At 71.2% G+C, this 23,674-nt stretch carries 24 protein-coding genes; 12 read left to right on the forward strand and 12 right to left on the reverse strand.

What is annotated here, in order from left to right; all coding sequences use genetic code 11:
• Window positions 1-78: 78 nt before the first annotated feature.
• The 4 genes from ACQPXG_RS03465 (at window position 79) to ACQPXG_RS03480 (ending at window position 4,355) form a co-directional block, all read left to right on the forward strand.
• The gene (locus ACQPXG_RS03465; RefSeq protein ID WP_433466146.1) at window positions 79-2,004 is read left to right on the forward strand and encodes a glycoside hydrolase family 3 protein; all 1,926 of its coding nucleotides are present in this window, start codon (window positions 79-81) and stop codon (window positions 2,002-2,004) included.
• A gap of 127 nt (window positions 2,005-2,131) precedes the next feature.
• The gene (locus ACQPXG_RS03470) at window positions 2,132-2,968 is read left to right on the forward strand and encodes a patatin-like phospholipase family protein (RefSeq protein ID WP_433466147.1); all 837 of its coding nucleotides are present in this window, start codon (window positions 2,132-2,134) and stop codon (window positions 2,966-2,968) included.
• 1 nt (window position 2,969) lies between these two features.
• Complete coding sequence (locus ACQPXG_RS03475) at window positions 2,970-3,938, forward strand: 1-acyl-sn-glycerol-3-phosphate acyltransferase (RefSeq protein WP_433466148.1); 969 nt, start codon at window positions 2,970-2,972, stop codon at window positions 3,936-3,938.
• Between the two features lie 12 nt (window positions 3,939-3,950).
• Window positions 3,951-4,355, forward strand: coding sequence for an RNA-binding S4 domain-containing protein (locus tag ACQPXG_RS03480; protein ID WP_433466149.1), 405 nt, complete (start codon window positions 3,951-3,953; stop codon window positions 4,353-4,355).
• Window positions 4,356-4,376: 21 nt separating this feature from the next.
• On the opposite strand, the gene ACQPXG_RS03485 is transcribed toward ACQPXG_RS03480, so the two are convergent.
• The 5 genes from ACQPXG_RS03485 to ACQPXG_RS03505 all read right to left on the reverse strand — a co-directional run bounded on the left by ACQPXG_RS03485 (window position 4,377) and on the right by ACQPXG_RS03505 (window position 8,813).
• Window positions 4,377-5,762 carry an MFS transporter gene (locus ACQPXG_RS03485; protein ID WP_433466150.1) on the reverse strand — a complete coding sequence of 462 codons (1,386 nt, stop codon included), beginning with the start codon at window positions 5,760-5,762 and terminating at the stop codon, window positions 4,377-4,379.
• 98 nt (window positions 5,763-5,860) lie between these two features.
• On the reverse strand, window positions 5,861-6,241 hold the full coding sequence (locus ACQPXG_RS03490) for a VOC family protein (protein WP_433466151.1): 381 nt from the start codon (window positions 6,239-6,241) through the stop codon (window positions 5,861-5,863).
• A gap of 21 nt (window positions 6,242-6,262) precedes the next feature.
• Entirely contained in the window at window positions 6,263-6,799 is a 537-nt protein-coding gene (locus tag ACQPXG_RS03495; protein WP_433466152.1) for a GNAT family N-acetyltransferase, read from the reverse strand.
• A gap of 98 nt (window positions 6,800-6,897) precedes the next feature.
• Window positions 6,898-7,695, reverse strand: coding sequence for a class I SAM-dependent methyltransferase (locus ACQPXG_RS03500; protein WP_433466153.1), 798 nt, complete (start codon window positions 7,693-7,695; stop codon window positions 6,898-6,900).
• Window positions 7,696-7,709: 14 nt separating this feature from the next.
• Window positions 7,710-8,813: a phospholipase D-like domain-containing protein gene (locus tag ACQPXG_RS03505; RefSeq protein ID WP_433466154.1), complete on the reverse strand. Its 1,104-nt coding sequence runs from the start codon at window positions 8,811-8,813 to the stop codon at window positions 7,710-7,712.
• A gap of 163 nt (window positions 8,814-8,976) precedes the next feature.
• Here ACQPXG_RS03505 and ACQPXG_RS03510 point away from each other — a divergent pair, with 163 nt between their 5' ends.
• The gene (locus ACQPXG_RS03510; protein ID WP_433466155.1) at window positions 8,977-9,549 is read left to right on the forward strand and encodes an ArsR/SmtB family transcription factor; all 573 of its coding nucleotides are present in this window, start codon (window positions 8,977-8,979) and stop codon (window positions 9,547-9,549) included.
• Complete coding sequence (locus ACQPXG_RS03515) at window positions 9,546-10,847, forward strand: MFS transporter (protein WP_433466156.1); 1,302 nt, start codon at window positions 9,546-9,548, stop codon at window positions 10,845-10,847. The genes ACQPXG_RS03510 and ACQPXG_RS03515 overlap by 4 nt, the downstream gene beginning before the upstream one ends.
• Window positions 10,848-10,857: 10 nt before the next feature.
• On the opposite strand, the gene ACQPXG_RS03520 is transcribed toward ACQPXG_RS03515, so the two are convergent.
• The 5 genes from ACQPXG_RS03520 to ACQPXG_RS03540 all read right to left on the reverse strand — a co-directional run bounded on the left by ACQPXG_RS03520 (window position 10,858) and on the right by ACQPXG_RS03540 (window position 15,957).
• Window positions 10,858-11,598: a class I SAM-dependent methyltransferase gene (locus ACQPXG_RS03520; protein WP_433466157.1), complete on the reverse strand. Its 741-nt coding sequence runs from the start codon at window positions 11,596-11,598 to the stop codon at window positions 10,858-10,860.
• 16 nt (window positions 11,599-11,614) lie between these two features.
• The gene (locus tag ACQPXG_RS03525; RefSeq protein WP_433466158.1) at window positions 11,615-12,085 is read right to left on the reverse strand and encodes a hypothetical protein; all 471 of its coding nucleotides are present in this window, start codon (window positions 12,083-12,085) and stop codon (window positions 11,615-11,617) included.
• Between the two features lie 108 nt (window positions 12,086-12,193).
• A complete protein-coding gene (locus tag ACQPXG_RS03530; RefSeq protein ID WP_433466159.1) occupies window positions 12,194-14,053 on the reverse strand; it encodes an RNA-guided endonuclease TnpB family protein in 1,860 nt (619 codons plus the stop codon).
• A complete protein-coding gene (locus ACQPXG_RS03535) occupies window positions 14,050-14,430 on the reverse strand; it encodes a cupin (protein WP_433466160.1) in 381 nt (126 codons plus the stop codon). The genes ACQPXG_RS03530 and ACQPXG_RS03535 overlap by 4 nt, the downstream gene beginning before the upstream one ends.
• 60 nt (window positions 14,431-14,490) lie before the next feature.
• Window positions 14,491-15,957, reverse strand: coding sequence for an MFS transporter (locus ACQPXG_RS03540; RefSeq protein ID WP_433466161.1), 1,467 nt, complete (start codon window positions 15,955-15,957; stop codon window positions 14,491-14,493).
• Between the two features lie 166 nt (window positions 15,958-16,123).
• On the opposite strand from ACQPXG_RS03540, the gene ACQPXG_RS03545 reads away from it, so the two are divergent.
• The 3 genes from ACQPXG_RS03545 (at window position 16,124) to ACQPXG_RS03555 (ending at window position 18,328) form a co-directional block, all read left to right on the forward strand.
• A complete protein-coding gene (locus ACQPXG_RS03545; protein WP_433466162.1) occupies window positions 16,124-17,275 on the forward strand; it encodes a sensor histidine kinase in 1,152 nt (383 codons plus the stop codon).
• Window positions 17,272-17,931, forward strand: a complete 660-nt coding sequence (locus ACQPXG_RS03550; protein ID WP_433466163.1) for a response regulator — start codon at window positions 17,272-17,274, stop codon at window positions 17,929-17,931. The genes ACQPXG_RS03545 and ACQPXG_RS03550 overlap by 4 nt, the downstream gene beginning before the upstream one ends.
• Before the next feature lie 109 nt (window positions 17,932-18,040).
• Window positions 18,041-18,328, forward strand: a complete 288-nt coding sequence (locus tag ACQPXG_RS03555; protein ID WP_433466164.1) for a hypothetical protein — start codon at window positions 18,041-18,043, stop codon at window positions 18,326-18,328.
• A 75-nt stretch (window positions 18,329-18,403) separates the two neighbouring features.
• Here the strand turns inward: ACQPXG_RS03555 and ACQPXG_RS03560 are convergent, their stop codons facing one another.
• Window positions 18,404-19,204: a methyltransferase domain-containing protein gene (locus ACQPXG_RS03560; protein WP_433466165.1), complete on the reverse strand. Its 801-nt coding sequence runs from the start codon at window positions 19,202-19,204 to the stop codon at window positions 18,404-18,406.
• Window positions 19,205-19,304: 100 nt separating this feature from the next.
• Here ACQPXG_RS03560 and ACQPXG_RS03565 point away from each other — a divergent pair, with 100 nt between their 5' ends.
• Window positions 19,305-20,285 (forward strand): threonine ammonia-lyase, encoded by a 981-nt coding sequence (locus tag ACQPXG_RS03565; protein ID WP_433466166.1) that lies wholly within the window; start codon window positions 19,305-19,307, stop codon window positions 20,283-20,285.
• Between the two features lie 27 nt (window positions 20,286-20,312).
• Here ACQPXG_RS03565 and ACQPXG_RS03570 read toward each other — a convergent pair whose 3' ends face one another.
• Complete coding sequence (locus ACQPXG_RS03570) at window positions 20,313-20,867, reverse strand: TetR/AcrR family transcriptional regulator (RefSeq protein WP_433466167.1); 555 nt, start codon at window positions 20,865-20,867, stop codon at window positions 20,313-20,315.
• Window positions 20,868-20,974: 107 nt separating this feature from the next.
• On the opposite strand from ACQPXG_RS03570, the gene ACQPXG_RS03575 reads away from it, so the two are divergent.
• Window positions 20,975-22,555 carry an MDR family MFS transporter gene (locus ACQPXG_RS03575; RefSeq protein ID WP_433466168.1) on the forward strand — a complete coding sequence of 527 codons (1,581 nt, stop codon included), beginning with the start codon at window positions 20,975-20,977 and terminating at the stop codon, window positions 22,553-22,555.
• 178 nt (window positions 22,556-22,733) lie between these two features.
• Window positions 22,734-23,672: an alpha/beta hydrolase gene (locus ACQPXG_RS03580; RefSeq protein WP_433466169.1), complete on the forward strand. Its 939-nt coding sequence runs from the start codon at window positions 22,734-22,736 to the stop codon at window positions 23,670-23,672.
• Window positions 23,673-23,674: the final 2 nt, after the last annotated feature.

The raw sequence follows: 23,674 nt of genomic DNA on the forward strand, positions 1-23,674 counted from the left end.
GCCATGACCCCGGCGTCCGGTCGTGCGCGCGGTCCGCCGGGCCGCGCGGCGTCCTCGGAGCGACCCAGGAGGGACGACTTGCCATACCCCCACAGACGTGTCATCGCTTCCCGGATCGGGCGATCACTGGTCGCGGTCGCGACCATCGCCGCCCTCCCGTCGGCCATCGCGGCGCAGCCCGCGCTGGCCGCCGCCCCCCAGAAGGCCGCCTATCTGAACCCGCGGCTGCCCGTCGCGCAGCGGGTGAGCTACCTGCTCGGCCGCATGACCCTGCAAGAGAAGATCGGCCAGATGACGCAGGCCGAGCGCGGCGCCATCGACGGTGACCGGGACCAGATCACGACACTGGCCCTCGGATCGGTGCTCTCCGGCGGCGGCTCGGTGCCCGCCGACAACACCCCCGCGGGCTGGGCCGACATGGTCGACGCCTACCAGTCGAAGGCGCTCGCGACCCGGCTGAAGATCCCGCTGCTGTACGGGATCGACTCCGTGCACGGGCACAACAACCTCGTCGGCGCCACCGTCTTCCCGCACAACATCGCGATGGGTGCGACCCGCGATCCGGGCCTCGTCCGCAAGGAAGAGCAGATCACGGCCATGGAGACGAAGGCGACCGGACCCCAGTGGGTGTTCGCGCCCTGCGTCTGCGTCACCCGTGACCTGCGCTGGGGGCGCGCCTACGAGAGCTTCGGCGAGGACCCGGGGCTCGTCATCAAGATGGAGACCGGCCTGGAGGGCTTCCAGGGCCGCAACAAGGGCGACCTGGCGACGAACAAGCACGTCCTCGCGACGGCCAAGCACTACGCCGGTGACGGCGACACCGTGTTCGGCTCGTCCACCAGCGGGACGTACACGATCGACCAGGGCGTCACCCTCACCGACCGCAAGCACTTCGCCAAGGTCGACCTGGCGCCGTACGTCGTCGCCGTGAAGAAGTACGGCGTCGGCAGCATCATGCCGTCGTTCTCCAGCGTGGACTGGAAGGAGGACGGCGCCGGCAACCCGATCAAGATGAGCGCGAGCAAGGAGCTGCTCACCGACGTCCTCAAGCAGAAGATCGGGTTCGACGGCTTCCTGATCAGCGACTGGGAGGCCATCCACCAGATCCCGGGCGACTACGCCACGCAGGTCCGGACGTCCGTCAACGCCGGCATGGACATGTTCATGGAGCCCTACAGCGCCCCGCAGTTCGAGCAGACCCTGCTCGCGGAGGTGCAGGCGGGACGCGTGAAGATGTCGCGGATCGACGACGCCGTCAGCCGCATCCTGAAGGCGAAGTTCGAGCTCGGGCTGTTCGAGCACCCCTACACCGACCGGAGCAACGCCAAGACGATCGGGTCGCCGGAGCACCGGGCGGTCGCCCGCGAGGCCGTCGCCAAGTCGCAGGTCCTGCTGAAGAACTCCAGGAACGCGCTGCCGCTCAGGAAGAACGGGCGGATCTACGTGGCCGGGGCCAACGCCGACGACATCGGCAACCAGGCCGGCGGCTGGACCGTCACGTGGCAGGGGTCGTCCGGCCGCATCATCCCCGGCACGACCATCCTGGACGGCATCAAGCAGAACTCGTCCAACGTCACCTACAGCGCGGACGCGTCGGCGCCGACGTCCGGCAGCGACGTCGGCATCGTGGTGGTCGGCGAGAAGCCGTACGCCGAGGGCGTGGGCGACGTCGGCAACGGCCACACGCTGAACCTGTCCGACGCCGACAAGGCGAACATCGACAAGGTCTGCGGTGCGATCAAGACCTGCGTCGTCCTGGACGTCGCGGGACGCCCGCAGATCGTCACCGACCAGTTGTCCAAGATGGACGCGTTCGTCATGTCCTGGCTGCCCGGCAGCGAGGGCGCGGGCGTCGCGGACGTCCTGTTCGGCAAGCGCCCGTTCACCGGGAAGCTGTCGGTGACATGGCCGCGCAGTGAGAACCAGGAGCCGATCAACGTCGGCGACCGGAACTACAACCCCCTGTTCCCCTACGGCTACGGCCTGAAGACGCGCAGCCACTGACCCTGACCCTGACACCGACCGGCATCGCCGCACGAAGGACCGGCCGTCCAGCACCCTGGGCGGTCGGTCCTGTTTATCCCGGTTCCCACGGGTGAGGTTGCCCCCAGCGCGTTGAAGGGAGGCCCGGGTGGGACGGGAGCCGCGGGTGGCGTTCGTGCTCGGGGGCGGCGGGGTGCTCGGCGCGCACGAGGTCGGCATGCTGCGGGCGCTGGAGGAGACCGGCGTCCGGCCCGACCTCGTCGTGGGGACGTCCATCGGGGCGCTGAACGGCGTGTTCGTCGCGGCGGAACCGGCCACCGCGGTCGAGCGGCTCACCAGCCTGTGGTCGGACGACTCCGTCCGCGACGTGTTCGGCTCCCGCGTCTGGGCGCGGCTGCTGACGCTCGCCCGGTCCGGCACGCACCTGCACTCGAACGAGCCGCTGCGCCGCATGCTGGACGAACTCCTCCCCGTCTCGGAGTTCGAAGACCTCGAGGTCCCGTTCCAGTGCGTCGCCGCCGGAATCGAGACGGCGATGGCGCACTGGTTCACGGGAGGTCCGGTCATCCCCGCGGTGCTCGCGTCGTCGGCCGCGCCGGGGCTGCTGCCGCCCGTCCGGGTGGGGGACCGGCACTACTTCGACGGCGGGCTCGTCCACAGCATCCCGGTCGGCCGGGCCGTCATGCTGGGCGCCACCACCATCTACGTCCTGCACGTCGGGCGGATCGAACGCGACCTGGCACCGCCGCGCCGGCCGTGGGAGGTCGGCCTGGTCGCGTTCGAGATCGCGCGCCGGCACCGGTTCTTCGAGGAGATGTCCACCCTCGCGGACGGCCTGACCGTGCACGTCCTGCCCGCCGGCGGCAGGCCGCAGAAGGCCGGCGTCGACCTCGCCCAGATGCGCTACCGGAACGTCTCCGGAATCCAGGCTCACATCGAGCGCGCCTATCAGGCATCGTTGACGTACCTGAAGGAGCGAGCGTGAGATGGTGCCGCCCCGTTTCGTCCGCCGCCTGGTGTTCACACCGCTGCTGTTCCTGCTGACCCTGCTGGTCGTCGCGCTGTTCCCGGTCACCTACGTGGTGACGTCGCTGGCCGGACGCGAGCGGAAGCGGGCACTGCGACTGCTGTGGTTCACGCTGGTGTGGGGGACGCGCGAGTCGGCCGCCGTCCTTGAGTGCGGATGGCTGTGGCTCCGAGGCCGCACCCACGACGAGCAGCACTACGACGTCATCCGCCGCTATGTCGCCGCCCTCTACGCGACGGCGCAGCGACGGCTGGGCCTGCGCGTGGAGGTCGACGGCAGCGGGGACGGGTCCGGCCCCGGCCGTCCGCTGATCATCCTCAGCCGGCACGCGGGGCCCGGCGACGCGCTCCTGCTCGTCCACCACCTGCTGACCGACTACGGGCGCCGGCCCCGCGTGGTCATGAAGGCGCAGCTCCAGCTCGACCCGTGCGTCGACATCGCCGCGAACCGCATGCCGAACGTGTTCGTCACGCCCGGCGGCGGCGCGACCGGGGACATCGGCCGGCTCGCCCGCGACCTCGGCCCCCGCGACGCATTGCTGATCTTTCCCGAGGGCGGCAACTTCTCCCCGGAGCGGCGCCGCCGCGCGATCCGCCGGCTGGCCCGGCTGCGGCGGCGGCACGAGGCGGCCCGCGCCGCCGCGATGCGCAACCTGATGCCGCCGCGCCCCGGCGGCGTGCTGGCCGCGCTCGACTCGGCCCCGTCCGCCGACGTGGTGTTCGTCGCGCACTGCGGGCTCGACCACATGGCCACGCCGGGCGACATCTGGCGGCGCGTCCCGCTGACCGGCGTCGTCCGCGCCCGCTGGTGGCGCATCGCCGCCGCGGACGTCCCCGGCGACCGGGACGCCCGCGTCCGCTGGCTCTACGGGCAGTGGGAACGCGCCGACGCGTGGATCAGCGCCAACCGGGCACCCGCGCCGAAGTGACATCATGGACGCATGGGCGACGAGGGGTCCGTGCGGGTCGACCTGTGGATCTGGTCCGTGCGGCTGCTGAAGACCCGTTCGATGGCGACGACCGCGTGCCGGGCGGGCCATGTCCGCGTGAACGACGAGCGCGCCAAGCCGTCCACCGCGGTGAAGCCCGGCGACGAGATCCGGCTCCGCCACGACGGGCGGGAGCGGATCGTCGTGGTGCAGAAGATCATCCGTAAGCGGGTCGGCGCGCCCGACGCCCAGAAGTGCCTGATCGACAAGAGCCCGCCCCCGCCGCCGCGCGAGGCGCTCATCCCGGTCGGCCGCCGCGAGCGCGGGGCGGGCCGCCCCACCAAGCGCGACCGCCGCGAGCTCGAACGCCTCCTGGACCGCTACCGCATCCTGAACGAGCCGCCGCCGGACGACTGAGGTCGTACGGAGCGCCCGGGATCAGGCGGGGCCGTCGGCGTAGCGGCGTTCGGACTCCAGGGCGGACGCCACGTCCTGCGGGTAGGTGCGCCGCCCCCTGAGCAGCAGCAGGCCATTGAGCGCCAGCGGCAGCAAGGCCAGCAGGAACACCCGGTCGAGGCCGGTCGCCGATCCCCGGCCGGAGTCCAGCAGGCCCGACAGCCATCCGAAGAGCACGGGCGCCGCCGCCTCCCCGGCCATCCGGACGATCGTCCGGATCGACTCCGCGCGGCCCCACAGCCGGAAGTGGACGACGTCCAGCCGGACCGCGTCCAGCGGCGGGTTCGCGGCGGCGAGCGCGGCCGCGGCGAGCGTGAACAGCGGCAGCGCGATCAGCGCCTCGCCGGTGAGGAGACCGGGCAGGAACAGCAGCGCCGACACGGCGAACGCCACCCCCGGCACGGTGACCCGCGCGGTGATCGCCCCGGCGCGGACCAGCCGGTCGGCCAGCCGCCCGCCGAGGAGCACCCCCGCGAGCGCGGCCAGCCCGATGACCGGCAGGAACGCCGACAGCTCGCCCCGGCCGACCGCGTACCGCTCCTGCACGAAGACGATCGCGAACGTGCGCAGCCCGGCGAAGAAGAAGTAGCCGACCGCGGACGCCACGATGATGATCACGTTCGTCCGGATCCCGAGCACGTGCCGGGCCGCCTGGAGCAGCGTCATCCGCTCGGGATCCATGCCGAGGACGTTGCGCGGATCCGCTGTCACGCCGGCCATGTCCACCTGCCGCTGCGCGAGCTCCCGCCCGCCCCGGCCGGTGCCGGACCCCTGCGCCCCCCGCTCCGGCTCCGCCAGCATCCGCCACAGCAGCACCGCCAGCCCGAGCCCCAGCAGGGCGACGAACCAGAACGCGACCCGCCAGCTGACGAACGCCGCGATGTTCCCGCCCGCGAGCAGCCCGAACCCCACCCCGACGAGCTCGCCGGCCAGGATCCGGCCGTAGGTCCCGGCCCGTTCCTCGGGCGGGACGTAGTCGCCGATCAGCGACGCGACCGTGGGCCCGGCCGTCGCCGTGACCGCGCCGAGCGCCACCCTGGACGCCAGCAGCCACTCGTACGACTGGGCCAGCCCTCCGACGACCATCGCCAGGCTCCACAGCACCACGCTGCCCGCCAGCAGCGGCACCCTCGGTACCCGGTCGGTCAGCTGCCCTACCGGGACGGTCGCGACCGCGCCGACCGCCGCCGGCACCGCCGTCAGGACCCCGATCTGCGTGTTGGTGATGTGCAGTGAACGGCGCAGCTCGTGGACGATCGCCCCGATCACCCCGGTGTCGGCCGCGTTGAGCGCGAGCGCGCAGGCCAGCAGCACCACGACGCGGGCCCGGCGGCTCCCGCCGAGCCGGTCGACAAGTGCCGTGCCCACCCGCCCCCACGGCCGCCCGGGCCGCGCCGATGTCACCAACCACTAGTGCCCGGCCACCGAGCGTGTATGTGCCATGCCCGATCAGTGAACGTGCCAGGTCAGGTGAACTGGAACAGCTCGACCGGGTTCCCGGACGGGTCGTCCACCAGGACCTGCTTGCCGCCTACTCCGGTCACGATCGTGTTCCGGAACGGGACGCCGGCCTCGTCCAGGCGGGCGACCTCGGCCTCGATGTCGTCGACCTGGAGTGAGATGCGGTTCCAGCCGCCGGGCTCGGGCACCCGGCCGTCCGGCATGGCCTGCCCGCCGCCCCCGATCCCCGAGGGCGCCGACAGCGCCAGCCGCAGCGCTCCCCGGCCGAGCATCGCGAAGGTCTCCGCCGGGTGCATCACGACCTCGAACCCGAGCAGCCCCGCATAGAACTCGATCGCCGCGTCCACGTCGTGGACGATGTAGCGCACGAGCACGGTCTCCGGCATGACCCGAACCTCCGCGACCCATCATCCTCCTCCGCCGCGCCGCCTACCAGGCTCGGCCGTCAGCACCCACCGCTCGTGATCCCGCCACTCCCCGTCGATGCGGATGGCCTTCGGCGGCGACGCCACCAGACGGAACCCGGCCCGTTCGACGACCTTCCTGGATGCCGCGTTCACGGGCTGGACGTCGGCCTCCAGCCGGTCCAGTCCCAGGTCCTCGAACGCGTACCGCACCACCAGCCGGACCGCCTCGCCGACGTAACCGTGACCCGAGGTCGCCGCGAACCCGCCGAATCCGAGGAAACCCCTCCGTTCGGGCGTCCACGAGATGTCGTTGATGTTCACCAGCCCGGCCAGCTCGCCGGATCCGTTCAGCCGCACGACGAACCCGACCGCGGCGACCCCGTCGAACCGCGCCAGATACCGGCCGAACTCGGTCGCGGTGGTGGGCGCGTAGATCAGATGCCGGTGCAGCCGCAGGCTCTGCCTGGCCAGCACGACGAACGCCGCCCCGTCCTCGGCCGCCACCGGCCGAACCGTGACCCGCGTCCCGACCAGCACCCGTCCGAACCTAGCCGCCGTCTCCGCGCTCCGGACATCCGGCTCCAGGCCACAGTCGGTCATGATCGGCGAGCCGGCCGGGCGGCCGCCTGCACGAACTACTGCGCATCTGAGCGTCCGCGCACCGCCCAGGCCCTGGCGGTGAGCGAGATCGAACCGTCCGTCCTGAAGGGCAACCGGGCGCGGAGCAGTTCGCGCAGCGCGCGGCGGTGTTCCTCGTCCAGCGACATGACGTATCCCGGTGCCGGGCCCTGACCGCCGAGGAACGGCCGCCAATAGTCGTCGAAGCCGGAGAACACCGTCGGAACCTCGATCGCCTGGACGGCGACGTCTCCCAGCCCTGCGTCCGTCCAGAGGCGGGCGAGCGGCTCCGGTCGGCAGCCGGTGAAGCGGTGGCCCTCGTCCAGTTCGGCCGCGGCCCGATCCAACGCGGTGGCCGCGTCCCAGAAGCACCGCAGTATGGCCATGCCTTCGGCGTAGTCCCAGACGTAGGCGGCGACGACGCCACCCGGGGCGGTCACACGCATGAACTCGGCCACGGCGGGCCGCGGTCCGGGCATGAAGTTGAGCGCCAGCCCGCTGACCACGGCGTCGAAGCCCCGATCGGGAACCGGCAACGACCGCGCGTCGCCGACCTGGAAGGTTGCTCGCGCGTCGCCGCCGATCCGTTCCCGGGTATGGGCCAGGAACCCCTCGGAGGGATCAACGCCGACCACCCGCTCGGGGTCCGCCGTGGTCAGCACGGTCTCCGTCAGAGCGCCGGTTCCGCAGCCCACGTCCAGCCAGCGCCGGCCTGCCGGCACGTCCAGCCACCGCACGAACGCCTCCGCCACAGGCCGGCTCCATCGGCCGATGTAGCCCTCGTACGCGTCTCCAGCGGACCAGACGTCGCCCACAGCCGTCGCCCGTCCTAGACAGGTCGGCTGAGTTCGGTGATGATGCGGACGATCTCCTCAAGCGCGAAGGAGGCGATCGTCCGCTGGGCGGCTTCGGCGTCCGCGCGCTTCTCCTCCAGGTCGCCCAGCACGATGATGTTCTCGTCGTTCAGCGTCGTGGCGGGCGCCGTGTAGTTGAAGCTACCGGCGATCACCAGCCTCTCGTCGATGACCATCAGCTTGTGGTGCACCTTCCGGACGCCGGTGCCCGGTTTGTTCGCGAACAGCTCCACTCCGGCCGCCTTCAGCGGCTCGGTGGCCGACCACGCCTGCGCGCCCTGCCCGTGGTCCAGCACGCCGCGGACGCGCCGCAGCGACGGCGCGAGCCGGATCATGGTGTCGTCGATGCCCGACGACCGGGCGAACGTGAACATCGCGAAGTCCACGGTCGCCGCGGCCTTGAGCATCTGCTTCATGATCTCCATCTCCGGCCCGTGCCGGGGCGCGAACAGCGGCTTGACCCGGACCTGCCCCAGCCGGAACTCCGCGGGGCGCGGCTCGACGCGCTCGTGCATGGCCCCGAACGTCCCGGAACGCATCCGGAGGAACTCCTCCAGATAGAGGGCGGCGGCGCGCTGCCCTCGCAGGATCAGCACGTGATTGAGGTTGTTGCCCGTCTTCCCGGCCGCACCGCCCGCCGGATTGATCCCGGTATCGGTCAGCGTGAAGTTCGCCGATCCGGTCAGCACCGCGGCCGTCGACTCCCCGGCGTCCCGGACGATGAACTTCTGATGGAAGATCGCCGGGTTCAGGTCCGTGATGAGATCCACACCGGCGCGCAGCAGCGCGGCGTAGATGAGCCGGTTCTCCTCGTTGGCCCCGGCCGCCGTCCACGGATCCGCCGCGGGCCGGTTCTCCCGCAGGTAGTCGCCCTCCAGGATGATCTGCACCCGCACCCCGGCCGCGCGAGCCGCCAGGACCGCCTGGGCGATCGGACGGGAGTCCAGTTCCTGCACCGCGACCCGGAGCGTGTGCCGTGCCCCCGCGACGAACCCCCGGATCACCTCGTCCAGATCATCGGGCCCACCCAGAACCGTGGGCCCCGCATAAAGCTCGATCCCGCCGACCCGAACACCCATGACAGGCCCCCAACTCTCGCCACTTCAGTCTGACATCACGTCCGCCAGCGAGACCCCTGCTGATCACCAAGGTGGAACCCGCGCTTCGGTCGCATGGTCTGGGTGAGGGAAGTTGCACAATAAATGTTGTGCAATGACTGTTGCAGGTATCACCATGGGTCCCATGACGGACGCTGACCTGCCCAAGGTGACCGACTCCCGGGTGCTGGCCGCGATGTCGCACCCGCTCCGCCGGCGTCTTCTGGACGCCCTCAACGTGTACGGCCCGGCCACCGCGAGCGTCCTCGCCGACCGGACCGGGCAAGCGGTGGCCAATATCAGCCATCACCTGAGGGCGCTCGGTGCGGCGGGCCTGATCGTGGAGGCCCCGGAACTCGCCAAGGACCGCCGCGAGCGCTGGTGGCGGCCGGTCGCGCCCGCGTACCGCTGGGTGACCGGCGACTTCGACGACGACCCGGCCCGGCGTGTGGTGGCCGAGGCGGCGGCCTCGCTCAACCTGGACCGGCAGGTCGGCCTGGTCCGTGCCTGGTACGCCGCCAGGGAGGGGCGCCCGGAGTGGAACGGAGCGGCCTTCTCCGTCGACAAGTGGCTGCACCTGACGCCAGCCGAACTCAACGAGCTGGAGCGGGAGATCCTCGCGCTGCTCGACCGGTGGGAGCGGCGGGACGTCCCCGACGACGGGCAGGACCGCGAACCCGTCTTCCTCTTCACCCATGGCGTGCCGGCGCGGCCGTGACCGCACTCTCGCCGCCGCGCGCTTCGCGCCGGCCCGGCGGTCTGCTCCGGCACCGGGACTTCCGGCTGCTCTGGATCGGCCAGGCCACCAGCAAGCTCGGCAGCAGCGTGACCAGCGTGGCCCTGCCGCTGGTCGCGGTCGCCACGCTCGACGCGAGCACCTTCCAGGTGGCGCTGCTGTCCGCGGCGGCCTGGCTGCCCTGGCTGCTCATCGGCCTGCCCGCCGGCGCCTGGGTGGACCGCCTGCCGCGCAGGCCGGTGATGCTCGCCGGCGACTTGGCCGCCCTGCTGCTCTTCCTCAGCGTGCCGGTCGCCGCCTGGCTGGACCGGCTGACCGTCGTCCATCTGCTGGGCGTCGCGCTGGGCGCGGGCACCGCGAGCGTCTTCTTCCAGACGGCGTACCAGGCCTACCTGCCGTCCCTGCTGGACCGCGAGGAGGTGGCCGAGGGCAACGCGAAGCTCCAGTCGACCGAGGCCGCGGCCCAGGTCGGCGGTCCGGGCGCGGCCGGCCTGATCGTTCAGTTCGCCGGTGCGGTGAACGCGCTGCTCCTCGACGCGGCGAGCTTCCTCGTCTCAGCGTTCTGCCTGCTCGGAATCCGGGCCCGCGAACCGCGCGATGGTGACGCCCGCCGGCACGGCACGCTGCTCCGGGAGATCGGCGAGGGCCTCCGCTTCGTCGGCCGCGACCCCTATCTGCGGGTGCTGGCCCTGTTCTCGGCGGCGAGCAACATCGGGCTGATCGGCTATCAGTCGATCCTGGTCGTCTTCCTGATCCGCGAGGTCGGCGTGAGCCCGGGCATGGTCGGCGCCCTCGCGGCCGCGGCGAGCCTGGGCGGCGTGCTCGGCGCCGCCTCGGCCACCTTCTGGGCCCGCCGCTTCGGATCGTCCCGCAGCCTGCTCGCCGCCGAGATCGGCGCGGCCCCCTTCGGGTTGCTGATCCCGCTCACCACGCCGGGGGCGGGGTTGGCGCTGACGGTCGCCGGCGGGTTCGCCGTCGCCGCCGGGGCCGCGGTGGGCAACGTCCTCAAGGGAAGTTTCCGGCAGACCTACAGCCCGCCCGCCCTGCTCGGCCGGGTCACGGTGAGCATGCAGCTGGTCGGCTACGGGACCATTCCGCTCGGCGCACTGCTCGGCGGGACGCTCGGTGACGCGCTGGGCGTCCGCCCGGCAATGTGGATCATCACCAGCGCCCTGGCCCTGACCGGCCCGATCCTGCTGATCGGCCCGCTCCGCCACCACCGCGACCTACCGGACCGCCGATCCGGACATCAGGCCGCCGACGAACGCGCCGCCGCCTGAGCGCGTCCCGCTACCGGTCCCGCGCGGCGCCCGCCGTGCTCCCGCCCTTTCGTGCGAGGACGAGCCCGCAGCGTGGGCTGCCGTCCTCGCGTCGGCCCAGCGTCGTCAAGGGAACCGTTGTCACGGTGAAACCGGCTCCAGCAAGGTCGTCGCGGAGCGCGTGCAACTGACAGGTGCGGTAGTACATGACGAACGGGGGACGCCACACGGCGTTCCGGACCCGCATGGCCGTGTCGAAGCCGAGCAGCGCCCAGTACCAGGCCGATGTGAGGGGCGGCGGTGCGCCGATCGGGAAGGCGAAGAGCCCGCCGGGGCGCAGCGCGCGGTGCACCCCGGCGAAGACCGCGGGCCGTTCGGCGGGCAGCAGGTGTCCGAGCGCTCCGAAGGTGACCGCGAGGTCGAAGTCCTCGGTGAAGGGCAGCGCCCGGGCATCGGCCTCCACCCACTCGGCGTCCGGGTGTGCTGCGCGCGCCTGCGCGAGCATGCCGGTGCTGAAGTCGACGCCCGTGACCCCTTCCTGGCACAGGGGTTCGAGGGTCCGCATGCCCGCGCCGGTGCCGCAGCACACGTCCAGCCCCCGGCCGAACGGCCCGAGCGGACGCAGCGCGTCCGCGGTCGCGTCGAGAATCGCGTCGGAGGTGCGGAAGGGCGTGTGGTCGAACTTCGGAGCGAGCAGGTCGTAGCCGCGCTCGACCGAGGACAGCGCCTGGATCGCCAGTTCACGCAGCGACGGACCTTGAGGCGAGAACACCGGCCAAGCGTACTTCTCAAATGTCACGCGGGATGTCGGCTCCGGGAGCATGCATCGCGGCGCCCGTCAGGGAGATGTTCCAGTAGTCGGCGTAACGGCCGTTGCGGCGTAGCAGTTCGTCATGGCTGCCTTCCTCCACGATCCGGCCGCCGTCCAGGAAGGCGATGCGGTCGGCGCGTTGGATGGTCCGGAGCCGGTGCGCGACCATCACGACCGTCCGTCCCGCCATCAGGCGTTCGATGCCGTCGTGGACGGCCGCCTCGTTCACCGGGTCCAGCGCGGAGGTCACCTCGTCCAGCCGTGCCGCGGTCGCCGCCGCCCGCACCTCGGCCTCGCCGGCGTCGGGACGGCCGAGCCGCACGTTCTCCTTGATCGTGTCGTTGAAGAGATAGACGTCCTGGAAGACGATGGCGATCCGCGCCATCAGCATCTCGGTATCGATGTCCCGGACGTCCACGTCTCCGATGCGCACCGCACTCGGGTTCACTTCGTGGAACCGTGCGAGCAGTTGCAGCAGGGTGCATCGTCCGGTAGAAGACGCGGTTGACATCCTCCCGCTTTGTGAACTGAACCAGCGGGATTCCAACAGCGATCGCTACCCAGTGAGGGGCAGGTCGTGTTGAGGTTCACGGTTCGCGGGCCTGCCTAATGGCGGGCCTTCCCGTGCAGCGACCGCATGCCCCGCGGCCGTATCACGAATGTTGCAGGCCGCGTTCACGTCGGCGTTGACCCGATACCCGCAGGCGACGCACGAGAAGACCGCTTGGCTCTTGCGGCTCTCCCCGGCGATATGCCCGCAGGCGTTGCAGGTCCGTGAGGTGTTACGCGGATCGATCTTGATGACGCGTCCGGGCGCCTTGTGCTCCATCCGGGTCACCAGAGCGCCCCAGCCTGCGGCCAGGATGCCCCGGTTCAGTCCGGCCTTCTGCCGCACTTTGCGGCCTGGTGCCTCCACCGTGCCCTTCGCCGAGCGGGTCATGCCCTTGATGTTGAGTTCCTCAACGGCGATCACGTCGAACCGGCGGGCCAGGCTGGTGGAGGTCTTCTCGATCCAATCCTTGCGGCGGTCGGTCTCGCGCGCCTTCAGCCGGGCGACCGCGGCCTTGACCCGGGCGCGGCGCTTGGACCCGTGCTGGGCGCGGGCGAGTCTCCGCAACAGCCGCGCCAGTCGTTCCCGCTCGGTCTCACGCAGCCCGGGGGCGTGCAGAAGGTCACCGGTCGACAACGCCGCGGCCACGGTCACCCCCCGGTCTACCCCCACAACCTCGCCGCTGCCGGGTGCGGGGATCGGATTGGGGATCGCGGCGAACGCGACATGCCACCGGCCTGCCCGGTCACCGGTGACCCGAAAGGATTTGACGCCGTCGGGGACGGCCCGGGACCAGCGGAACCGCACCCACCCCACCTTCGGCACCTTCACCTGCCCCACCCGGCGGGACACGCGCCGCACGTCGGCGGGTTTGACCGCCACGATCCGGAACCCTTCGTGTCGTCCGGCCTTACGCCAGGTGGGACGCCGGTGGGTACCGGCGAAGAAGTTGCCCATGGCTTGGTGGAAATCCTTGAGCGCCTGCTGCTGCACCGTCACCGACCCGGCCCGCAGCCAGGCGTGCTCAGCCCGGGCCTGGGTGAGTTGACGGCACTGCTTGGCGAACCCCGGCGCCGACCTGCGCCCCGGCCGCCAGCATGCGTCCTGCTCGACCGCCAGGTTCCACACGAACCGGGCATGTCCGCAATGCTGCAGCAGCGCCTGTTCTTGCACGGGGGTCGGCTGCAGACGGTAACGGGACATGCTCGGTAAGCTATCGGCCGCCACCGACAAAACCCGCAGAGCACTGTGCCGCACTTTCTCCCCGCTCTGGAGGCCGGGGTCTCCATGCTGGAGGCCGCGGGTGAAGTCGTCCGCGGCCTCGCGGAACTCGTGGTGGGCGCGCTCGGATCCGCCGAACGTCTTGACCACGGAGATCCCCTGGACGAACTCGACGACCGAGTTCGCGATCCGTCCCATGGCCGCGTCGAAGTCCGTCTGCTCGCGCAGCCGGGCCGGCGTCATCATCAGCGGGACCAGCGCCACCGCCAGCGCCACCGGTATCAGCGTGATCAGTGTGAGCCGCCAGTCGACGGTGAACAGATAGATCAGCGACGCAAGCGGCACCACGAACGCGGAGACGAGCTCGCCGGGGCTGTGGGCGATGAACGGGTGCACCGCGCTCACGACGGTCCGGACATGCCCGTGGTCGACCGGGCCGGGCGACAGCAGGGCGCGACCCAGCCCGACGACCGCCAGCAGCGGCGCCAGACCCGCGACCGCGCCGATCACCTGCAGGATCACGACGGCGGCGAAACTCCGTCCGTGCGGGCGCAGCAGACCCGCCAGGCTCGGTCCCGCCGCGGATTCGGCATCCGGAGGCGGGGCGGCCGTCTCCCTCACCTCGGCCAGGCCGGTGGCGGTCATCGCTTCTCCCGCCGGCTGCCGCGGGGGAGGGTGACCGCCATGATGTTGCTGGGGACGTCCAGCTCGATGCGGTGCCATCGCCCGCGCGGGACGATGGCCGCGGTTCCGGCCGGCAGCCTGATCTCTTCCTCGTCCTGCCCCGGCCGCTCCGGGCGCAGGTAGAGGCGTATCTTCCCGATGAGGCAGGACACGATCTCCTCGGCCTCCGGATGGACCTCCCAGTGGTCGGCGTGGACGTCGGCGGCGGTCTTCGCATGGAAGGCCATCAGCTGCCAGCCGTCCCGCTCAGCGTCGGACGCTTGCGGCTCGGCGTGCACCTGACCGCCCTGGTGAAGGCGGATGAAGGACGCGAAGAGATCGATCGGGGTAACGGTCATGCCGAGGCACCCTTCCTGGAGTGACCTTTTCGTCGGCTGATGCGGAAGTGGGATCGCCGTTCAATCCCGGACGGCGAGCAGATCGCGGTCATCGGCCTGGTCGGCTCGTGACGGTGAGCCGGCTCCGCGCAGGACGGTGAGGGCGAGGAGTGCGGCGGCGAGCAGGAGCGCGGCGCCGAGGGACAATCCGAGCGCGTAACCGTCGTTGAGGGTCTGGGGTGTGACGGTCTGCCCCGTGCGGTTGGACGCGAGGGTGCCGAGGACGGCGAGCCCGAGTGAGGCTCCGATCTGGCGCGAGCTGTTGAGCAGACCGGAGGCGGTACCCGTCTCGTGGTCCGCAACGCCGGCGGTGGCGATGGAGACGAGCGGTCCGAGGCAGAGCCCGAAACCGATCCCGGCGACGACCGAGGGGCCGAGGACGTCGGTGGCGAAGGCGCCGTCGGAGCTGATCAGGCCGAACCAGGTGAACCCGGTGGCGGTCACCAGCCCTCCGCCGACCAGGAGCGTCCGGGGAGCGAGCCGGTAGCCGAGCTTGACGGCGAGCACGGAGCCGACGATCACGGCGAACGCGAAGGGCATGAACATCAGCCCGGCCCGCGCCGGGCCGATCCCGAGGACGTGCTGGAGGTAGAGGGACATGAAGTAGAAGGACGAGGCCATGGCCGCACCCGTCAGGAGGTTGAAGCCGTTCGCGCCGGCGACCGAGCGGTTGGCGAACAGGCCCAGCCGGATCAGCGGCTCGCGGGTGGTGGTCCGCTCGACGTGGACGAACGCGGCCAGCAGCACCGCGGCGGCCAGCAGCGTCGCCGGGGACGTCCACGAATCCTGGTCGATGCGGACGATGCCGAACACCAGCAGGGTCATGCCCGCCGTGGCCAGGACGGCGCCGAGCACGTCCGGGCGCCCGCCGCGAGCCGGAGGCGGGCCCGCGGCGACGCCTCGCCAGGCCAGGGCCAGCGCGCCGGCGGCCATCGGGACGTTGACGAACATCACCCAGCGCCAGCCGGCGTACTCAGTGAGCAGTCCGCCGATCAGGACGCCGAGGGCGCCTCCGGCGGCGTTCGTCGCGCTCCACACGCCGAAGGCCCGGATTCGGGCCTTGCCGGACGGGAAGGCCGCGGTCAGCAGCGCGAGCGCGGCCGGGGCCAGTGCGGCGGCCCCGACGCCCTGCGCGGCCCGGGCCGCGACGAGATGGGCGGGTTCCTGGGCGAGGCCGCCGAGGAGCGAGGCGAGCCCGAATAGGCCGAGCCCGAGCAGCAGGACCCGCTTGCGGCCGTACCGGTCGGCGGCCTTGCCGCCCAGCAGGAGCAGCCCGCCGAAGGTGAGGGCGTAGGCGTGGATCACCCAGGTCAGGCCCACCGCGCTGAAGCCGAGCCCGGCGCCGATCTGCGGGAGCCCGACGTTCACCACCGACAGGTCCAGCGACACCATGAACTGCACGACCGCCACCGCGGCGAGGGTGATCCCCGGCTTGGCCGCTGATGCGATGGGCGATCGTCTGTCTGCCGACTCTCTGATCGTGTGCATGCCGGACATGGTGATATTCGGACAGGTCGGCGGTCGTCGTGCACCGGGAGACTCATTCGTCCGGCACCGGGGAAGTACGATCGGCCGGACTACTCCGCGGGAAGTAGTGATTTATTGCGACATGCGGCGGAGGACCCGGCGGCCGGGAAGGCTCTAATCTGCACAAATGAGCTCTTTGGACCGGCTGCGACCGCTCGCCCAGGACGGCCTGCTCGCCGTCGTGATGGCGGTTCTGGTGTCGGTGATCGTGTTCACCACGCCCAGCGCGGGCGCGCTGGACCTCGTGGCCGTCCTCGCCGGGTCGCTCGCGCTCGTCGCCTGGCGGCGGGCGCCCCTGGTGTCGCTGCTCGTCAGCACGGCCTGCATGCTCGCGGTCGCCGCGCACGTCCAGCCGGGCCCGGTGGCCGCCTATCCCGTGATGGTGGCGGTGTTCGCCGCGGTCAGGGTCGGGCACCGGCTGGCCGCGGCGCTGGCCGTCGTGGTCTTCCTGAGCGGCGACCTCGCGGCGAACCTGCCCGGCGACGACGGGACCTTTCAGAGCATTCAGGACACCGGACTGCTGGTCGGCTGGTTCGTGGCGGCCGGCGTGGTCGCGACGGTGACCCGGCACCGGCAGGCGTACCTGGAGGAGGTCGAGCAGCGGGCCGCCGAGGCCGAGCGCACCCGCGAGGAGGCGGCCCTGCGCCGCGCGGGTGAAGAGCGGCTGCGCATCGCCAGGGAACTGCACGACTCCCTCACGCACAGCATCTCGATCATCAAGGTCCAGGCCGGGGTGGCCGTCCATGTGGCGCGCAAGCGCGGCGAGGACGTGCCCCCCGCGCTGCTGGCCATCCAGGAGGCCAGCGGCGACGCGATACGCGAGCTGCGCGCCACCCTGGAAGTGCTGCGCGACACCGACGGCGCCGACGGCTCCGACGGCGAGGCCCAGGCCAGCGGCCTCGACCGGCTCGACGACCTGGTGGAGCGGGCCCGCTCCACCGGGCTGCCGGCCACGGTGACGATCTCCGGCACGCGGCGGGAGCTGCCGGCCGACGTCGACCGGGCCGCGTACCGGATCGTCCAGGAAGCGCTCACCAACGTCTCCAGGCACGCCGGCGGGGCCGCCGCGACGGTGTGCATCGCCTATGCGGACGGGGAGCTGGTCGTGCAGGTCGACGACGACGGCAAGGCCGACCCGGACGCGCCGCCCGTGCCCGGCACGGGCCTGCTCGGCATGCGCGAGCGCGTCGCGGCGCTCGGCGGCCGGCTGCGCGCCGAGCCCCGCCCCGAGGGCGGCTTCACCGTCCGCGCCGAACTTCCCCTGGGAGGACCATCGTGATCCGCGTCCTGCTCGTGGACGACCAGGCACTCATCCGCGGCGGCTTCCGGGCCCTGCTGGAGATCGAGGACGACATCGAGGTGGTGGCGGAGGCCGCGAACGGCGAGCAGGGCGTCGCGCTCGTCCGCGAACACCGGCCCGACGTCGCCCTCGTCGACATCCAGATGCCCGTCATGGACGGCATCGAGGCGACCCGGCTGATCGCCGCCGACGAGCGGCTGCGCGGCGTCCACGTCGTGATCCTCACGAACTACGGCCTCGACGAGTACGTCTTCAACGCGCTCCGCGCCGGCGCCTGCGGCTTCATGGTCAAGGACACCGAGCCCGCCGACCTGCTGCAGGGCGTCCGGGTCGCGGCCCGCGGCGACGCGCTGCTGTCTCCCGCGATCACCCGCCGCCTGATCAGCGAGTACGTCGCGCGCCGCCCCGAACCCGTGCCCGAGGGGCTCGACGTGCTGACCAACCGCGAGCGCGAGGTCACCGCGCTGGTGGCCCGCGGCCTGTCCAACGACGAGATCGCCGCCCACATGGTGATCAGCCCGACCACCGCGAAGACGCACGTCAGCAGGGCGATGACCAAGCTCCACGCCAGGGACCGCGCGCAGCTCGTGGTGTTCGCCTACGAATCCGGCCTCGTCACCCCGCAACGCGGCTGACCGGTGAGGGCCAAGCCCTCTGACAACCGCCCCCCTCGCGACACGGTAATCGGCAGGACGGCAGAGCCGTTCTCGTCCACGCCAATCAAGACCGCGAGGGGGAGCCATCATGGCTTCACGCAGAAAAAGAAGACGGAGAGAACTGGCCAAGTTGGCCCAGTCGGCTGGGGAAAGCCAACTGGCTCTCCTGAGGAATCAGGCCGCGCGCTACATGGTCTTGGCCGTCATAGCCCTGGATCCTGGCGTCAGGGAAGGTGCCGAGCAACTGGCCCGCTTCAAGGACAAGGAAGCAGCCGGACGACCGATCTGGGAAACATTGAGCGACCCGGACGGCTTGTCCACATCCAACACCCGCAAGGCCCGGGAAGCGTATCGGAAGCACTTCCCTGATTCCTGAGCAACCGACCGGCCAATGATCACGCCCGGCTGGTCGGCACCACAAGTCGAGGCGGCCTCTGCGGAGGCCGCCTCGTCATGGGCAGAGCCGCCGGCGGGCGGTCCATCGGCGGGTGGCCGCGGTCACGAACAGCGGGAGGGCGAGGAACAGCCGCCCGCGCCGTCCCCGTTCACGCTGCTCGGCGATCCAGGCTTCGGCCTGCGCCTCGCTGATCGCCCCCGCCGAGCGCGCCTTCTCGGACAGGTTGGCCAGGACGGGCACCATCGTCGCGTCGGTGAAGATCCTGGTGCGGGCCTCGACGGTGATGTCGGTGAAGCCCGCGTCGAGTAGGAGGTTGCGGCTGCGGCGGACGACGCGGGGAGTGGGGACCAGGTCGGCGCGGGCGTGCACGATGGTGCGGGTGAGCGCGGCGTCGTCGGAGTCGATGACGAAGGTGTCCCAGTCCTGCCCGATCAGCACGATGCGCCCACCGGGGGCGAGCACGCGCCGCGCCTCGACGGCCGCGCGGGCGGGGTCGTCCAGGACGTGGTACACCTTCTCGGCCCGGTAGCCGTGCAGCGCGCCGTCGGCGAAGGGCAGGTCGTAGGCGCTCGCCACGCGGAAGTCCGCGGCGGGCCAGCGCTCGACGGCCACACCGATCATCCGCTCGTCGGCGTCGATGCCGACCGCCCGTGCGCCCCGCCCGGCCATCTCCGCGGCCGCGCGGCCGGACCCGCATCCGACGTCGGCGACCGCCGCATCCGGCGCGATGCCGAGCAACTCGTAGGAATGCGCGCGCAGTTCGCTCGCCCCGGGCATGTCGTCCGCGATGTCGAGCAGGGCGATGAGTGCGTCGGTGTCGTCGCTGGTACGGCCTGTCGTCTGGTTCTCGTTCATGTCCGAGATCTTGCGACTTAAAGTTCACTTGAAGTCAAACGGACCATTCGGGTCGGTGGGGTGCCCGCCGCTCGCCGTCCGTGGGGTACGTTGTCACGTCGTGCTGAAGACGCGCCTTGATCTTGACCGGATCCGCGCGGCTCGCCGCGTGATCGACCCGATGTTCCTGGACACTCCGCTGTTCCGGTGCGAGGCCTTGGGACGCGCGCTCGGCTGCGCGGTGAGCATCAAGCTGGAGACGGCGAACCCGGTCCGCAGCTTCAAGGCGCGGGGTACCGAGCTGGTCGCGAGCGGGCTGAGCGACCAGGGCCGGACGGCCGCGGTATGCGCCAGCGCCGGCAACCTCGGCTGGGCGCTGGGGTGGTCGGGCCGCCGCCGCGGCCTGGATGTGACGGTCGTGGCATCGCGCCGGGCGCCCGCCGCCAAGCTCGACCGGATCCGCGCCCTGGGGGTGGCGCTGGAGGTGGTCGACGGCGACTTCGAGACGGCCCGGCAGCGGGCGGTCGACATCGCCCAGCGGCGCGGCATCCGGCTGGTCGAGGACAGCCTGGACATCGAAACCTGCGAGGGCGCGGCGACCATCGGCCTCGAACTGGCGGAGCGGGCGTCCTCCTTCGACGCCGTCCTGATCGCGCTGGGAGGCGGCGCCATGGCCACCGGCGTGGGCTACGCCTTGAAGGCTCTAGCACCCGGAGCAGAGGTGATCTGCGTGCAGCCCCAGGGCGCGCCTGCGATGACCCGCTCCTGGCGCCGGCGCCAGGTCATCACCACCGACTCCGCCGACACCATCGCCGACGGCGTCGCCGGCCGGTACCCCATCCCCGCCGTCCTGGACGACCTGCTGAAGGTGGCCGATGACGCCGTCCTGGTCCAGGAGGCGTCCATCGTCACGGGCATGCGGATGCTTCTGGAGCATGCGGGCCTGGTCGTCGAACCCTCAGCGGCCCTGGGCGTCGCCGCCGTCCTGGAAGACCCCGACCGCTTCGCCGGTCGCGACCTGGTCACCATCATCTGCGGCAGCAACGTCGACCTGGACGACTATCACCGCTGGGTTCGTCCGAGTGCCGCGCACGGCCGGTGACCGGACGGGGCCGGTTCGAGCGGGTGCCTAGTCTTCCGGGATGAGGTCGAGCGCGACCTGCAGGGCGGCGGCTTGCACTTCGTCCTCGTCGACGGCCGTGTCGCGCATGGCGAAGTGGGCCAGGTGCAGGCTGAAGATGGACATGCGGGCCCGGATCTGGTCGGGCAGGCTCGAATCCTTGTCGACCAGGAACTCGGCGAACAACTGCATGCGCGCGCGCAGGTCGGCGCCGCCCTTCAGGTCCCGGACGGCCGGTTCGTTCTGCTGCATGAACCGGAGCATCTCCCTGCCGGGACCCTGGATGATCTCGGCATAGCGGCGCACGAACTCCCGGCGTGACGCCGGGGTGGGCTCCTGCCCGCGTGACCACTCCAGCAGTTCCTCGGCCTCGGCGTGGAAGTCCTCGAAGAGGCTCGCGACGATGTCCTCTTTCGTCTTGAAGTGGTAGTACAGCGCCGCCTTGGTCACTTCCAGGCGTTCGGCGATCTCGCGGAGCGAGGTCTTCTCGTAGCCCTGCTCGGCGAACAACTCCAGGGCGACTCTGCGGATCTGCTCGCGGGTGTCGCTTCGTCGGCGGGTCATTGCGTCCTCCCAAACTTACTTGACGCCCGGCTAGTTTGTAGCTTACCGTACGACAAGTAAGCAAACTAGCCGGGCGGCAGGTAAGTGCGGACGGAACGAGGATCGAGATGAGTACGACAGCCACGGACAGCGGAACGGCGGCGCCTCCCCAGAGCAAGCGCCAGATCTACATAGTCATGAGCGGGCTGATGATCGGGATGCTGCTCGCCATGCTGGACAACATGGTGGTGGGCACCGCGATGCCCACGATCGTCGGCGAGCTGGGCGGGCTGGCGCACCTGTCCTGGGTGGTCACCGCCTACACGCTGGCCACCGCCGCGGCGACGCCGATCTGGGGCAAGCTCGGCGACATCTACGGCCGCAAGGGCATGTTCATGGCCGCCATCGTGCTGTTCCTGACCGGGTCGGCACTGGCCGGCATGGCGCACAGCATGATGCAGCTGATCGCCTTCCGGGGTGTCCAGGGACTGGGCGCCGGTGGTCTGATGGTCGGCGCGATGGCCATCATCGGCGACCTGGTGCCGCCCCGCGAGCGCGGCCGCTACCAGGGGCTGATGGCCGCGATCATGCCGCTTGCCTTCATCGGGGGCCCGCTGCTGGGCGGCCTGGTCACCGACCACCTCAGCTGGCGGTGGGCCTTCTACATCAACCTGCCCCTCGGCGCCCTCGCCCTGGTGGTCACAGCGCTGACCATGCATCTGCCCAAGCGGCCGCGCGGCAACACCCGCATCGACTACGTCGGCGCGATCCTGCTGACGGCCGGCATCGTCTCCCTGTCGCTGATGACCAGCTGGGGCGGCACGGAGTACGACTGGACCTCCGTCACGATCATCGGCCTGGGCGTCGGCGCCGTCGTCGCGCTGACCCTGTTCGTGCTGTGGGAGCTCCGTACCGAGTCCCCGATCCTGCCGATGAGCCTGTTCCGCAGCCGCAACTTCACGCTGGCCTCGGTGCTGGGCTTCCTGGTCGGCTTCGCGATGTTCGGTGCGGTGACCTTCCTGCCGCAGTTCCAGCAGTTGGTGCAGGGCGCCTCGGCCACCAACAGCGGCCTGCTCCTGCTGCCGCTGATGATGGGCATGCTCGTCACCGCCATGGGCGTCGGGCAACTGGTGACCCGTACCGGCCGCTACCGCGTCTACCCCATCGTGGGCGGGCTGTTCATGACCGCCGGCATGCTGCTGCTGGCCCAGCTCACCGTGGACTCCACCCAGCTCACCACCGGCCTGTTCATGGTCGTGCTCGGCGCCGGCATGGGGTTCCTGATGCAGAACACGATGCTCATCGCACAGAACAGCGTGGAGATGAAGGACATGGGCGCGGCCAGCGGCGCGGCCACGCTGTTCCGTACGATCGGCGGCTCGCTCGGCGTGTCGATCCTCGGCGCGATCTACAGCAGTCACCTGACCGGCGCGCTGACCGACCGGCTGGGCGAGCGCACCGGCGAGTCGATCTCCGGCAGCGGCGGCCAGCTGACCCCGGCCCTGCTCAAGCGGATGCCGGTCAACGTGCGCGACGCCGTGGAGCACGCGGTCACCTCTGGTGTGCACAACGTCTTCCTCTGGGCGTCCGCGTTCACCCTGCTGGCCATCGTCGCCGCCTGGTTCATCCGCGAGACCCCGCTCCGCGGCGGCCCCACCGACAAGTCCGCCCCGGAAGAGCGCACCGTCGCCGAACCCGTCGCTCTCTGACCCCTCACTCAGACAGGGGCCGTCCTCACCAGGGACGGCCCCTTTCGCTGTACCGGTCGTCTTCAAGGACGGCGCGGATCCGGCCCCATGCGTGTTCGGCATCGGTGGCGGGATGTGATGCGGTTCACAAAAGAAGGGTGACACGAGGCTGTCGCGGGCAGCTGCGACCGTCGACGGCATGACGCTCACAGATGAGGACTGCCTCCTCGAGACCTTGGCGTTCAACGAGCAGTTCGAGGCCGCCGCCGCGAGCCGTCCGGCTCGCGGGAAGGCGCCGAACGCGGCCGCGCTGGCGCTGCTGCGGCGCAACCGGCTCGGCGGCGACACGCCACCGGTACGACTGCCTCAAGGCCAGGACCGCGTCGTCGAGGGCGGGGTGAAGGTACGGGTCTTCGTTCCGGAGCACGTCGACGGCGTGTACCTGCACATCCACGGAGGCGGCTGGGCGTTCGGTTCCGCGGACGGGCAGGACGAGCGGCTCTGGCGGCTCGCCGAGCGGACGCGGCTGGCCGTGGCGAGCGTGGACTACCGCCTCGCGCCGGAACACCCTTTCCCCGCCGGGCCCGACGACTGCGAAGCGGCCGCCCGATGGTTGCTGAAACACGCCCCGGCCGAGTTCGGCACCGAACGGCTGCTGATCGGCGGTGAATCGGCCGGTGCCCACCTCAGCGTCGTAACGCTGCTGCGACTTCGCGACCGGCACGGCATCACCGGCGCGTTCCGGGCGGCCCACCTGCTCTTCGGCCCCTACGACCTTTCGATGACACCGAGCCAGCGGACGTTCGGCCCCCGGCGGCTGCTGAGCAACACCGACTCGCTTCGGGGCAGCTATGAACTGTTCACGCCGGGAATGGGGGACGAGCAGCGCCGTGACCCGGAGGTTTCGCCCCTGTTCGCCGATCTGGCCGAGTTGCCGCCCGCCCGGATCGTCGTCGGCACCGAGGACCCCCTGCTGGACGACTCACTGTTCCTCGCCGCACGGTGGCAGGCCGCGGGCGCGCCTGTGCGGCTCGACGTCGTCGCCGGCGCGATGCACGGCTTCACCCTCTTCCCGCTGACCATCACCGAGCGGGAACAGCGGCGCGAGCGGGACTTCCTGGTCTCCGCGGGACAGTAGCG

Origin of the sequence: Spirillospora sp. CA-128828 (assembly GCF_050945415.1) — a bacterium.
In the GTDB taxonomy this organism is placed as follows: domain Bacteria; phylum Actinomycetota; class Actinomycetes; order Streptosporangiales; family Streptosporangiaceae; genus Spirillospora.

What these genes read in the sequence shown, in the direction of transcription:
- ACQPXG_RS03475 (WP_433466148.1), top strand. Translation starts at nt 2,970, where the DNA reads ATGGTGCCGCCCCGTTTCGTCCGCCGCCTGGTGTTCACACCGCTGCTG.
- ACQPXG_RS03480 (WP_433466149.1), top strand. Translation starts at nt 3,951, where the DNA reads ATGGGCGACGAGGGGTCCGTGCGGGTCGACCTGTGGATCTGGTCCGTG.
- ACQPXG_RS03490 (WP_433466151.1), bottom strand. Translation starts at nt 6,241, where the DNA reads ATGCCGGAGACCGTGCTCGTGCGCTACATCGTCCACGACGTGGACGCG.
- ACQPXG_RS03505 (WP_433466154.1), bottom strand. Translation starts at nt 8,813, where the DNA reads ATGGGTGTTCGGGTCGGCGGGATCGAGCTTTATGCGGGGCCCACGGTT.
- ACQPXG_RS03510 (WP_433466155.1), top strand. Translation starts at nt 8,977, where the DNA reads ATGACGGACGCTGACCTGCCCAAGGTGACCGACTCCCGGGTGCTGGCC.
- ACQPXG_RS03530 (WP_433466159.1), bottom strand. Translation starts at nt 14,053, where the DNA reads ATGACCGCCACCGGCCTGGCCGAGGTGAGGGAGACGGCCGCCCCGCCT.
- ACQPXG_RS03535 (WP_433466160.1), bottom strand. Translation starts at nt 14,430, where the DNA reads ATGACCGTTACCCCGATCGATCTCTTCGCGTCCTTCATCCGCCTTCAC.
- ACQPXG_RS03540 (WP_433466161.1), bottom strand. Translation starts at nt 15,957, where the DNA reads ATGCACACGATCAGAGAGTCGGCAGACAGACGATCGCCCATCGCATCA.
- ACQPXG_RS03545 (WP_433466162.1), top strand. Translation starts at nt 16,124, where the DNA reads ATGAGCTCTTTGGACCGGCTGCGACCGCTCGCCCAGGACGGCCTGCTC.
- ACQPXG_RS03555 (WP_433466164.1), top strand. Translation starts at nt 18,041, where the DNA reads ATGGCTTCACGCAGAAAAAGAAGACGGAGAGAACTGGCCAAGTTGGCC.
- ACQPXG_RS03560 (WP_433466165.1), bottom strand. Translation starts at nt 19,204, where the DNA reads ATGAACGAGAACCAGACGACAGGCCGTACCAGCGACGACACCGACGCA.
- ACQPXG_RS03570 (WP_433466167.1), bottom strand. Translation starts at nt 20,867, where the DNA reads ATGACCCGCCGACGAAGCGACACCCGCGAGCAGATCCGCAGAGTCGCC.
- ACQPXG_RS03575 (WP_433466168.1), top strand. Translation starts at nt 20,975, where the DNA reads ATGAGTACGACAGCCACGGACAGCGGAACGGCGGCGCCTCCCCAGAGC.
- ACQPXG_RS03580 (WP_433466169.1), top strand. Translation starts at nt 22,734, where the DNA reads ATGACGCTCACAGATGAGGACTGCCTCCTCGAGACCTTGGCGTTCAAC.